Raw genomic sequence first — 11,769 nt, 5'->3', positions numbered from 1 at the left:
GAAATGAAAAAAGCGTCCCTTCCTCATAGAAAGGACGCTTTTTTTCGATTAACTTGCTGCACCAACAGAGACTGGCTTTTCTGCGGCAACAGGTTCTGAATCCAGTTGGAAATAGCGTTTATGCCAGATCAGGAAAGTGAAGATGGTCCAAATTTTACGGCCGTTATTGGCTTTTCCTTCGTAATGGTCATTCAGCAGCTGCATGATGTCTTCAATACTGAAAAATTCTTCGGCTTCTGCACTAGTAAAATACGTTTTAATTTGGCGATAAAACCGTTCTTCGCGGATCCAGTTGCGGATCGGCACTGGAAAACCGATTTTCTTTCTGGCAGCAGATGCTTCCGGCAAAGCTTTTCTTGCAGCCAAACGCATCGCGTGTTTCGTTTCCGTTTCATTTATACGATAAGAAGCGGGTATTTTTGAAGCAATTGCCATGACTTGCTTGTCTAAGAACGGAACACGAACTTCCAGTGAATGGGCCATGCTCATCTTATCTGCTTTCAACAAAATATCTCCTACGAGCCAAAGGTTCATGTCCAAAAATTGTTTTTTGGTCAAGTCGTCCTGTCCTTTTACTTGATTGTAATAGGGGGTGACAATATCCTGGATTGTTGGGGCATGATGAAAAGCTTCTTTCACAATTTTTTTGGCTTCAGCTTCACGGAACACTTTTGCTTGTCCGATAAACCATTCTTCTACCGGCAACCCGCCATGCATGAGGAATTGCTTGCCGCGCATTTCAGGAAGCTTAGCGGCGGTTTTTGCTGCTAGTGTCCGGATGAAGCGCGGACTTTTTGATATTTTTTCATCCCAGCAGACAAATCATAAGCTTCGTAGCCGCCAAATAATTCATCGGCTCCTTCACCGGACAAAATTACGGTAACGTCTTTCTTGGCCAGTTCCGCTAAGAAATACAAAGGAACAATTGAAGGATCGGAATGCGGTTCATCCATCAAATATTGGATGGTCTCTAACTTTTCAAAACATCGATCGGCATTTAAAATGGAATGCTTATTTTCAATATCCAGTTCATCGGAAAGTTGTTTCGCGTTAGCGATTTCAGAGAAATTCTCATCGCTGAAGCCGACAGTAAAGGTCTGGTCAGGCTTTAAAACAGAGGCTACATAACTGCTGTCAACGCCGCTTGATAAAAAAGATCCGACTTTGACGTCGCTGATGCGGTGGCTTAAGATGGATTCCTGGATGCTCTCGTCGATTTCTTCTACTAGATGGCTAAGCTGCAGATCTTTTTCTTTGAATTCCGGAGCCCAATATCGCTTAAGCGTAGTTTTGCCTTTTTGATGGATTAAATAATGCGCAGGCGGCAACTTGAATATGCCTTTGAAAAACGTTTCTTCTAAAACGGAATATTGAAAGGAGAGGTAAGGCATCAATGCCTCTTTATTGAATTCTTTTTGAAAACTGGGGTGGGGCAGGAAACTTTTGATTTCCGATCCAAAGAAAAAGGTGTTATTCATTTGGCCATAATAAAATGGCTTAATGCCGAACATGTCACGCCCTGCGAATAATTGTTTCTTTTTCCGGTCCCAAATGACAAAAGCGAACATACCGCGCAGTTTGGAAAGAATCCCTTCGCCATATTCTTCGTAGCCATGAAGGATCACTTCACAATCAGATTCGGTTTGAAAGACATGCCCTTTGTTGATCAATGTACGGCGAAGTTCGATAAAATTATAAATTTCTCCGTTCACCATGGCGACTAGACATCCGTCTTCACTGTAAAAAGGCTGTCCGCCGGTTTCCAATCCAATGATGCTCAATCGACGAAATCCGAGCGCTGCTTCTCCTTCAACGAATTCACCTGCTGAATCGGGTCCTCTATGAATAATGCGATCCATCATCTTATGTAAAACCATTTCTGGCTGTTCGACTGCTCCTAAAAACCCTGTAAATCCACACATACTTATGCACCTCTTCAATGAAATTTATGAGCAATAAAGCGGAAAATGAGCAGAAATGTCATCAGCTATTGCTTACTTTGGATAGACGCTTGAAGGGGTAAAAAGTATCGGTAATTTGACAAAAAAAGAATGCTCAATAAGAGCATTCAGAAATTGCAAATCATGTTTTTAGTCGCAGAAAAATTTAAATGAAAGGGAATCGACATTAATTCTCTCTAGAGGGATGAACTCCTTCAACATGCCATGTTCTTATGCTCGGAGTCGAATGGAATTTAAATATCGATTGTGGAACTTAAAGTTCCAGGTTTACGTCTGATTGACTAGAGAAGCAATGTACATGTATGAGACAGAAAAGCGGAGGGGTCAAGTGTTAGATGTTTTCTAAAATCGTCACACTTAAGCCTTCCGGATCTTCAAATTCAATATCCTGAAGTTTTCCGCCACCTCCAAATTTGGCGATGCCCTTCATCGGGAAGTTTTCTGAAACGCCGAAGCTATTGGTAAATCTAACTTGGAAATCAATTTGGTATTGAGACGGTGCCTCATTCGTTTTTTTGATTTCTACTGATCCCAAAGTGAATTGGTAAGAGGAAGACTCTTCACCTAAATGATAGAAATAAGCATACGGCACGAAATTATCAAAGCCGCTTTCTGTAAAGTAAGGTCCATATGTTTTTTCAAGAAATTCATAAAGAAAAACGGTGTCAGAATCCTCGGCCGATGTAGAGCTGCCAGTTAAAACATTGGCGGGATTGGTTTTAAGCTTTATAAATTCCTTGTTCGGACCGTTAAATTCTTCGTTCAGCACGTGAGTGATTGCGCGTTCTTCCATTTCATTAGGAGTGCCGACGCCTGATTGGCTATCCGGAGCAGGGGATTCGCCTGTAGTAAATGTCAAAAAAAGAAGAGCCGCGACAATCAGCATGCCAAATGAAATGAAGGCAGGGGCCAAATGGAATCTCTTTTTCTTTTGCACGCGTGCCCGTAGTTTCACTAAACCTTCTTGCCGCGCTTTTTTAGACCGGTCGACTTCTTTCATTTGCTGAAAAAGGTCATCGAGTTGTTTGTTCGGATCCATGCAAGCCACCATCCTTTCCGATAAGTTCCTTTTTCAAGGACTCGAGTGCCGCGAAGTTTTTGTTTTCACTTTTGCCTCAGTCCACCCCAATATGTAGGCAGTCTCTTTAATGGAGCATTCGTTTATTTTTCGGAGAAGCAATACTTCCTGGTAATCCTTTTTCAAGGTTTTCATCGCTTTGTATAATTGGCTCGTTTGTTCTTTCTGTTCAACCAAGTCTTCAAGAGCGGGAAGGTTGCCATTTAGATCATCTTCATTTTCCATACTGAAAAAACGGATAATCTTTTTTCTTCTCAAAAAATCATACGTGACATTGCGCGCTATTTTCAACAGCCAAGTGGAAACGGATGATTGGTGGTTGAATGACTTTAAGTTTTTAAACGCTTTATAAAACGTTTCTTGTGTTAAATCTTCTGCATTTTCTTTATGTCTGATCAGCAGAAAAATATAGCGGTAAACCCGATCACTGTGATCAAGGTATAATTGTTCAATTTCTTCTTCCATACATTTCACTCCCCGTGTAAATAATAGACGAAGATCAGAAAAAAAGTATCGTTTTTTAAATTAAATTGCTAAATGGAAAGAAACTGTTTATATTTGAGTCGTTAGGAACAAGCAGAACAAAAGAAACGATTTAGCTGTTGGAGGCCCCTTATGAAAAAAATTATTTACCTGCTTATCGCCGCAGGATTACTGAACGGCTGCAGCAATGCCGGAAAAGACTTAGCTGAACCAGTACCAGCTGAAGAAACCCCTGCAGAAACGGCTGAGTCGGCAGAAGATGCCGCTTTACCGCTTGCTGAAAATCAATCAACTAAGCGGGCAACAATGGATGAAAATCCAAAAGCCTATTATTTGCTGGAACTTGAACGGATTGACTTAGCGCTGACAAAACTGGAGAATTCGTATAATAATGGCTCAACAGCTGCTTTGAAGGCAGGGGAGGCAGAATCGCTTAGAAGATGGGATAAAGCTTTAAATGAAATCTACGGCGTGCTTAAAACCCAATTAACTCCAGAAGAAATGGAAGATTTGCGGCTTAAGCAATTGGACTGGATTGCGCTGCGCGACCAAAGAGCGGCCGAAGCCGCGGCTGAGTTTGCCGACGGCACGCTTGAAAGTGTTGCACAGCTTTCTAAAGCCCGAGAATTGACAAAAGAAAGATGTTTTTTCCTCGCGAATACGTACTTGAAAGAAGAAGCGGGCTAAAGTGCAATGCCAGGTTTTAGAGAGTAAATGTAAATAGCTAAAAAAGACCGGCCAGATCTGCTTTTGCAGATTGGCCGGTCTTTTTCAATTTAATTCTTATGGCTGGTCATTTTCTTCAGGAGGGGTTGCATCTGGAACAGAGGCCGGATTGGCATCTCCTTCGCCATCACCGTCTTCAGGTGGTGGTGGAGGGACATCGCCATTGCCATCGCCATTCCCGTTGCCATTATTCCCGCCATTGCCGTTATCGTTCCCGTTGCCGTTGCCATTGTTTCCGCCATTGCCATTATTCTGGCCATTGCCGTTATTATTCTCATTGCCGTTCGAATTGCCGTTGCCGTTATTGCCGTTCGAATTGCCGTCCGGATTTTCATCTTCCGGCGTTTCTACTGGCTCTTCCGGCTCTTCAACCGGCTCTTCTTCTACGGGTTCTTCTTCTTCGACTTCTTCTTCAGGAGCGCCAGCAACTTCTACTGCGACAGAAGCGGGATCGCTTCGAAGATCATCGCTGACCGCTGTTACACGGAAGGTATAAGTTTTGCCTTCTTCGAGGCCGCTAAATGAATAAGCACGGTCGCCGGTTGTGGTCAATATGGAACTATTGCCATCCACTTCAACCGCCACTTCGAACGCGACTCCTTCGGTAATATCGTAATTCCAAGAGAGGTTAGCCGTTTGGCCCTCTACAGTTGCTCGGAGGCCAGAAGGTGTGTCCAACTCTTCTTGGACGAATTGTTCGGATACTTGCGTCGGTTCGGTGCCGCGTACGAACAATTCAGTGGATCTTAAATTATAAGGCGTGAATGCACTTGCCAATCTTAATGGTGAACTTCCTGCTTCAATTTCAAGCTCGACAACAGATTCCGGTTTTTTGAAATTGTCTGTATCGGCACTTGAAGAAATTTTGGACATCGCACTCGTAAATAAACGCTGTGCGAGTAACCGTTCATTTGAAGCGGTATCGATCCCAATTTCACGAGTAGGGTAGCCGCTCCATACTGAAACGGAATATTTAGATGTATAGCCTGCGAACCAAACATCCGGTGCAGAAGAGGAATCCAGCCCATATTTAGCTAAATCGTCTGCTGAATAGTTGGATGTACCGGTTTTGCCGGCAAGGTCTAATCCGCTAAGAGCGGCTTCTTTTCCGGTCGCTCCAGGTACATTCAAGTCCACAACATCACGGAGCATATCTGTCACCATGTAAGCGGTGCTGTCTTTCATTGCCGGAATCGATTCAGGTTTTACTACTTCTTCGGTCGTGCCGTCACGGAAAACGAGTTTCGTGATCGTATGCGGTTTTGTATAGATGCCGTCATTTCCAAAGGCTGCAAATGCACCTGCAAGATCGACTGTCGAGATGCCGTCAGAACCAAGGGCAGTGGATTCGAAGACTTCGATATCCAGTCCAAGTTTACGGACAAAATCTTTGGCGTCTTCAGCGCCGACTTCTTTCAAAGTTTTGACCGCTGGGATATTGCGTGAGCGGTAAAGCGCTTCACGGATCGTCATTCCGCCAAGGAAATTGCCATCAACGTTGCGAATTTGTTTTCCGTCTTCATAAGAATACGGTTCGTCGACAATCGGCTGGCCGGTCGACCAGTCTAAATATTCAATTGCCGGTCCGTAAGCGATTAGCGGTTTGATGGTTGAACCGATGACCCGATCGCGTGATGTAGCGTAATTGATGCGGACATCGCCGGAATAGTCGCGGCCAGCCCCAATTGCTCGGATTGCACCCGTTTGCGTATCAACAATTGTCATCGCTGATTCGACTTTGTCGTCAAAGAATAAATCGGATGACATTGTTTCGTTGACCGCTTTTTGGACGTCGGGTTCAAGTGTTGTATAAATGGTCAATCCTTCATCAAGCGAGTAATCGCCGCTCAATGATTCCAATTCACTTTGGACCATTTCCATGAATGCTGTATATTCACCTGTTGGTGCTTTCGGGCGGTTTTCTTCCGCCAGCAGCATTTCAGTCACAGGTGCTGCTTGAGCTTCTTCTTTTTGTGCAGTGGTGATTTTTTCATGCTGCTCCATTAAGCTAAGCACAATATTGCGGCGCTTTTCTGCAGCTTCCGGATGGTTGAAAGGGTTGTAGTTGTTTGGGCTTTGCGGCATGCCGGCAAGCAAAGCCATTTCAGGCAATCCCAATTCAGAAAGGGGCTTGCCATAAAAATGTTCTGCCGCAGTACCGAAGCCGTAAGTATTGCCGGACATCAGGATTTTGTTGAAATACATCTCGAAAATTTCTTCTTTCGTGTATTCCTGTTCAAGTTTATAGGCGAGGTAAGCTTCTTGGGCTTTTCGCTTCAAGGTTTTTTCGTTGGATAAAAACGAGTTTTTAATGACTTGCTGGGTAATGGTACTTGCGCCTTGCGATCCAAAACCGCCTGTAATATTCGCAATCACAGCGCCGCCTAAACGGATCACATCAATTCCGGAGTGTTCATAGAAACGGTTATCTTCAGTTGCGAGAATGGCAGCTTCCATCTCTTTCGGAATTTCTTCGTAATTGACATAGGTTCGGTCCTCTACCGTCATAAACGGAATTTCCGTTTTGCCGTCAGCGGCTAAAAATTTCGGGCTAATCGGGTCCCGCAGCAATTCTTCGTCGAGATCCGGAGCTCCGCTCGCGTAATATGCGAATAATCCTAAACCGGATAGCAATCCGACGACGCCAATCAAGACGATCGCTAGGACAATCCGTTTAATCCAGCTTGTGCCGGAAGAGGCTTTCTTTTTCTTTGGGCCTGGCTTTTTTCGTGCTGTTTTCTTTTGTTGCTCGAGTGCTTTTCTGCGTTGTTCACGCGAAACTGGTTTTTCGCTCACAATCGGTTCCTCACTTTCGTAAATGCTTGCATTTAAAGATTTTGCAGAATAGGCAGGTAATCCAGGCGCGGAAAGCGCCTGGATTTACTTCTATTGCAGTTGCTTCCAATTCATCCAAGGCGATGGATTTTCTTCCACCTGCAATCATCCGGTTCCAAAAAACTTCGAGATCTTCAAAGCGAATGATGAAGTAACGCTGCAATGAAGAGAATCGGATGATCATGAAGGCCACCCCTTTTTGTTTGACGACTTGGGCCATATGATGAATTTGATGGTCATGGATGTTTTTCAAAGGAAAGGACGTTTTATTTTCGGTTTCTTTCGCTTCGAAATCGATATATTTGCCGTTCCAAACGCCATTGTAATCAGTGGTAGAAGGGGCTCTGAAATAGGCCTCGCGAATAACCGCTGCACTCCTGGACGGATATTCCACTTTTACAATCTGGACTGGCACCGGCTTTTTATGGATGACGGCTAAACCCATTTGCAAGTAATAGTCATTTGTTTCGTTTAATTCATCCTCTAATGTCTTACCCCGGTTGCTGAAGGAAAAATCCTTCTTCTTTTTGGCGACGGGCTTTTCTTTAGAAGGAATGAACTTTTTTCCGTTTGGATAATTTATTGCCATCGTGATACACCTCACTCCATCTATCATATCACACGGATTTAGACGATGCCGATGTGGAAAGGTTTCAAAAATTGCTAGACTTATAATAGCGGAACTCTTCCCAAATGCCAACTGAAAAGAATGTCTGTTCGATAATATTCGTCTGCCTAAAAGGAATATGATAAACTATTGGCAACGGAGGTGGCAGATTTATGACAGTACGAGAACTTTCTTCCACGCTATTCGATGAATGCGGGAAATGCCAGGACCGGTTTTTTGACATGCGCGAACGCGATGCCGAGCCGGATTTTTATAACGATGTAAAGCCATATGCCGATCACTGGCATGAATTGATAAATGAGTGGCAGCGGGAGTCGCTAGTCTATATACAGCAGGAGCGGCCAAAGCATGTCCACAAGCCGCAAATCGACACGGCAGCAGAAGGGATGACGCAATTTTTTGTCCAAAGCTTTTATAAAGATACCAGCAAAAAGCGTTTTATCCAAACCATACAGGCTGCCCAGTATACTTTGCAGACATTTATACGAGCGATAGACGAAAAGGGCGACTGCAATGATTAAACGAAAAAAACTTCCCGAGTTGATGGAAGAATGGAAAACGGAACCCGATATGATGGAGCGCATTGTCCATTGGCATACAAAAGAGGAAAAGCCTGCAATGTATGCGGAATTTCCAGAAGCAATGCATGACAGTTTAAAACAGGCACTAAAGAAAAAAGGGGTGGATAAATTATACACCCACCAGCGTGAAGCGTTTGACCTCGCTGTGAGCGGCAAGTCATTTACAGCAGTTACGCCAACTGCTTCCGGCAAATCGTATTGCTATCATTTGCCGGTGATCCACAAAATTTTAAATGATCCAGGCGCACGTGCCCTTTATCTTTTCCCCACAAAGGCGCTAGCGCAAGATCAGAAAAGCGATCTCCACGATTTGATCGAAAAAATGGACCAGGATATTTTATCGTATACCTATGACGGCGATACAGCACCGGCAATCCGGACGAAAGTCAGAAAAGCGGGGCAAATCGTCATTACGAATCCGGATATGCTCCATTCAGCGATATTGCCGCACCATACAAAATGGGTTTCATTCTTTGAAAACCTTCATTATATAGTCATTGACGAACTTCATACGTATAAAGGAGTGTTCGGAACGCATGTAGCGCATGTCATCCGACGCTTAAAGCGGATTTGTGAATTTTACGGCAGCCATCCGGTCTTTATCTGCACATCAGCAACGATTGCAAACCCGAAAGAACTTGCAGAGAATCTGACAAATACGGAGCATGTGCTCATTGACCAAAACGGAGCCCCGTCCGGTAAAAAACACATCGTTTTCTATAATCCGCCAATCATCCATCCAACATTCGGAGTGAGAAGAAGCGCAGTGCTCGAAGTTCGGGATTTGGCGACGCATCTCGTCAAACAAAATATCCAAACAATCGTTTTTGCAAAGAGCCGGGTGCGGGTGGAAATGCTCGTCACGTATCTAAAAGCCATTACAAAAACGAAGCTTCAAGACGAATCCATAAAAGGCTACCGTGGAGGTTACTTGCCGACTGAGCGGAGAGCCATCGAAAAAGGGCTGCGCGATGGGACGATCAAATGCGTCGTTTCCACAAATGCACTTGAATTGGGAGTGGATATCGGACAGCTGCAAGCGTGTATTATGACCGGTTATCCTGGAAATATCGCAAGCGCCTGGCAGCAAGCTGGACGGGCAGGGAGAAGGCAGGATGAATCGCTTGTGGTTTATGTGGCGCAATCCACTGCACTCGACCAATACATCATCAATCATCCTGAATACTTGCTGGATCAGACGCCGGAAGAAGCGAGGATCCATCCGGAGAACATCATCATTCTCATGGATCATCTGAAATGTGCTTCTTTTGAATTGCCCTTTTCGACAGATGACCAATACGGAGAATTTGATGTCCAGGAATTGCTGGAATATTTGCAGGAAGAAGGGGTCCTTGTCCGGACTTCTGATCGCTGGCATTGGATGAGCGACCGTTTTCCTGCCCATGACATTTCACTGCGCTCGGCTTCTCAGGAAAATGTGGTCATCATCGATCAATCGATTCCTGCCAATACAAAAGTAATCGGGGAAATGGACCGCTTCAGCGCAATGACTTTATTGCACGAAGAGGCCATTTACCTTCATCAAGGAACCCAGTTCCAAGTGGAGATTCTGGATTGGGAAGAAAAGAAAGCCTACGTCCGTGAAGTGGACGTGGATTATTTTACCGATGCGAATTTAGCGGTTGAATTGAAAGTGATGAGCGAAGACAAAACACGGAAACTGCATACTGCTGATGTCCAATTCGGTGATATTGCCGTTCTTGCGATGCCGACGATTTTCAAAAAAATACGTTTCGACAGCCATGATAATATCGGTTCCGGACCTATTTCATTGCCTGCCGAAGAATTGCATACTTCTTCTACATGGCTAAGCTTTGAAAAGCCGGAAGATTTTTCTGATTCCGAACTGTCGGACACGATGACCGGCGCTGCATATGCCATTGAATCGTTTATCCCGATTTTCGTCCAATGCGACCGCAGGGACGTTCATGTGGTGCCTCAAGTGAAATCGCCGCATAACGGCATGCCGTCTTTCTTTATCCATGATTCCTATCCGGGCGGCATCGGCATCAGCGAAAGAATTTACGATCTCTGGCAGCCGCTGCTCGACAAAGCCCAGCAGCATGTGGAAGAATGCCCATGCCTTGATGGATGCCCGGCATGCATCGGCGCGCAGGAAGCGGCCATCAGCATGAAGAGCCACGTAATCGATTTACTGAGCGAGCTCCGCAAAGAGAGGTGAGCAGCGAATGTCATTTGAAAGCAAACTACTCCAGATGAAAGGCATGCTGAAAAAGCAACCAGTGAAAAAGAAACAACCAAAAGCAAACGAGCGTCCTCTGCATGAAGAGAAATGGAAGAGTATCGGACTAGAGCTGAAAGAAAATAAATTCGGATTTGTTTACGAGAAAAAAATCACGTACCCTTTAAATACGCAGCATGGCAAAGTGAAGCTCAACGAACTTGACCGGGTGCTTAAGGCATGGGAAGACGTTTCTTTCGATCATCCATTTAAATTGAATGTGGATGACAAGATTGTTTTCTTCGATACGGAAACAACCGGACTCAGCGGAACTGGCGCCTATATTTTCTTGATCGGCTTATTGGTGAAAAAAGAGAATTGTTTCGAAATGATCCAATATATCATGCCCGATCCATCCAACGAAGCGGCATTTCTTTATGAAACAAGGCTGTGGGAAGAAGAACAGCCCATCATCTTTTCCTACAACGGGAAAAGTTTTGACTGGCCGCAATTGATGTCGCGCTGGACGATGCATCGCCAAATTTTGCCGAAGCTCCCGACGCCGGTCCAGATTGACTTATTCCATGGCACAAAACGGATATGGAAAAATGAACTGGAACGAATGAAGCTGAGTACGATTGAAGAAGAAAAGCTCGGCTTTGCCAGAGAAGGAGACGTCCCGGGCTATCTGATCCCGCCGATTTACCTGGATGCTGTGAAAAGCGGCTATCCGGAAGGCTTAGGAAAAGTTCTTTTCCACAATGAATTGGATATCTTGTCGTTGGTTTCTTTATACGTTTTGTCGTCGGATCTGTTAATGGAAGATTTTGAAACGGAGACGAGCGGCGCCTATACGAATATCGGCAAATGGTATGCGGATTTAAAACAATACGACCAAAGCGCAGCTTATCTTGAACACGTCGCTTTAGAACGTGGAAGTTCTGCTGCGATGGCCAGATACCTGCTCGCCATCCAGAAAAAGAGATCCGGCCTATACGAAGAGGCCGTCCGCTTATTTAAAGAAGCAGCGCCTCATTTAAGAGGCACAGTCGAAGTGGAAGCTTGGATCCATGCAGCAAAATTATATGAGCATCAACTGAAGGACCTTCAGCAAGCGGCGATTATGGCAGGCTTTGCCAAAGAAGCGAGTGAACATACGAAAGTGCGCAATTCGATTGTCCTTGATCTGATCAAACGGCAAGTGCGTCTGGAAGAAAAACTTCGAAAAAAACGTCCGGAAGTGAAGAAGATATAAAGACCTATAACCTGCCTTA

At 44.6% G+C, this 11,769-nt stretch carries 9 protein-coding genes and 1 pseudogene; 4 read left to right on the top strand and 6 right to left on the bottom strand.

What is annotated here, in order from left to right:
- Window positions 1–48: 48 nt before the first annotated feature.
- From L0M13_RS18580 to L0M13_RS10255, 4 genes are all read right to left on the bottom strand, one after another.
- A complete protein-coding gene (locus L0M13_RS18580) occupies window positions 49–738 on the bottom strand; it encodes an asparagine synthase-related protein (protein WP_311195552.1) in 690 nt (229 codons plus the stop codon).
- A 29-nt stretch (window positions 739–767) separates the two neighbouring features.
- The gene (gene asnB / locus L0M13_RS18575) at window positions 768–1,922 is read right to left on the bottom strand and encodes an asparagine synthase (glutamine-hydrolyzing) (protein WP_311195551.1); all 1,155 of its coding nucleotides are present in this window, start codon (window positions 1,920–1,922) and stop codon (window positions 768–770) included.
- 370 nt (window positions 1,923–2,292) lie between these two features.
- Window positions 2,293–3,000 carry a hypothetical protein gene (locus L0M13_RS10260; RefSeq protein ID WP_235196404.1) on the bottom strand — a complete coding sequence of 236 codons (708 nt, stop codon included), beginning with the start codon at window positions 2,998–3,000 and terminating at the stop codon, window positions 2,293–2,295.
- A 33-nt stretch (window positions 3,001–3,033) separates the two neighbouring features.
- Window positions 3,034–3,504, bottom strand: a complete 471-nt coding sequence (locus tag L0M13_RS10255) for an RNA polymerase sigma factor (protein WP_235196403.1) — start codon at window positions 3,502–3,504, stop codon at window positions 3,034–3,036.
- A 150-nt stretch (window positions 3,505–3,654) separates the two neighbouring features.
- Here L0M13_RS10255 and L0M13_RS10250 point away from each other — a divergent pair, with 150 nt between their 5' ends.
- Window positions 3,655–4,209, top strand: a complete 555-nt coding sequence (locus L0M13_RS10250; RefSeq protein ID WP_235196402.1) for a lysozyme inhibitor LprI family protein — start codon at window positions 3,655–3,657, stop codon at window positions 4,207–4,209.
- A gap of 96 nt (window positions 4,210–4,305) precedes the next feature.
- Here L0M13_RS10250 and L0M13_RS10245 read toward each other — a convergent pair whose 3' ends face one another.
- Together L0M13_RS10245 and recU are read right to left on the bottom strand one after the other, a co-directional pair.
- Window positions 4,306–7,044 (bottom strand): penicillin-binding protein 1A, encoded by a 2,739-nt coding sequence (locus L0M13_RS10245; protein WP_235196401.1) that lies wholly within the window; start codon window positions 7,042–7,044, stop codon window positions 4,306–4,308.
- A gap of 32 nt (window positions 7,045–7,076) precedes the next feature.
- Window positions 7,077–7,672 (bottom strand): annotated as a pseudogene (gene recU / locus L0M13_RS10240) (Holliday junction resolvase RecU).
- Between the two features lie 191 nt (window positions 7,673–7,863).
- On the opposite strand from recU, the gene L0M13_RS10235 reads away from it, so the two are divergent.
- The 3 genes from L0M13_RS10235 to L0M13_RS10225 are packed head-to-tail and all read left to right on the top strand — an operon-like array spanning window position 7,864 to window position 11,750.
- Complete coding sequence (locus L0M13_RS10235) at window positions 7,864–8,232, top strand: YppE family protein (protein ID WP_235196400.1); 369 nt, start codon at window positions 7,864–7,866, stop codon at window positions 8,230–8,232.
- Window positions 8,225–10,495 carry a DEAD/DEAH box helicase gene (locus tag L0M13_RS10230; RefSeq protein WP_311195550.1) on the top strand — a complete coding sequence of 757 codons (2,271 nt, stop codon included), beginning with the start codon at window positions 8,225–8,227 and terminating at the stop codon, window positions 10,493–10,495. Before L0M13_RS10235 ends, L0M13_RS10230 begins: the two co-directional genes overlap by 8 nt.
- Before the next feature lie 7 nt (window positions 10,496–10,502).
- Window positions 10,503–11,750 (top strand): ribonuclease H-like domain-containing protein, encoded by a 1,248-nt coding sequence (locus tag L0M13_RS10225; RefSeq protein ID WP_235196398.1) that lies wholly within the window; start codon window positions 10,503–10,505, stop codon window positions 11,748–11,750.
- Window positions 11,751–11,769 lie beyond the last annotated feature (19 nt).

It is taken from the genome of Planococcus sp. 107-1 (genome assembly GCF_021513255.1).
In the GTDB taxonomy this organism is placed as follows: domain Bacteria; phylum Bacillota; class Bacilli; order Bacillales_A; family Planococcaceae; genus Planococcus.
The sequence above is the reverse complement of the archived record's forward strand: the minus strand, read 5'-3'. Positions and strand labels throughout refer to the sequence as shown.

Coding starts and splice junctions, on each gene's coding strand:
- L0M13_RS18580 (WP_311195552.1), bottom strand. CDS start 738: ATGCGCGGCAAGCAATTCCTCATGCATGGCGGGTTGCCGGTAGAAGAA.
- asnB (WP_311195551.1), bottom strand. CDS start 1,922: ATGTGTGGATTTACAGGGTTTTTAGGAGCAGTCGAACAGCCAGAAATG.
- L0M13_RS10260 (WP_235196404.1), bottom strand. CDS start 3,000: ATGGATCCGAACAAACAACTCGATGACCTTTTTCAGCAAATGAAAGAA.
- L0M13_RS10255 (WP_235196403.1), bottom strand. CDS start 3,504: ATGGAAGAAGAAATTGAACAATTATACCTTGATCACAGTGATCGGGTT.
- L0M13_RS10250 (WP_235196402.1), top strand. CDS start 3,655: ATGAAAAAAATTATTTACCTGCTTATCGCCGCAGGATTACTGAACGGC.
- L0M13_RS10235 (WP_235196400.1), top strand. CDS start 7,864: ATGACAGTACGAGAACTTTCTTCCACGCTATTCGATGAATGCGGGAAA.
- L0M13_RS10230 (WP_311195550.1), top strand. CDS start 8,225: ATGATTAAACGAAAAAAACTTCCCGAGTTGATGGAAGAATGGAAAACG.
- L0M13_RS10225 (WP_235196398.1), top strand. CDS start 10,503: ATGTCATTTGAAAGCAAACTACTCCAGATGAAAGGCATGCTGAAAAAG.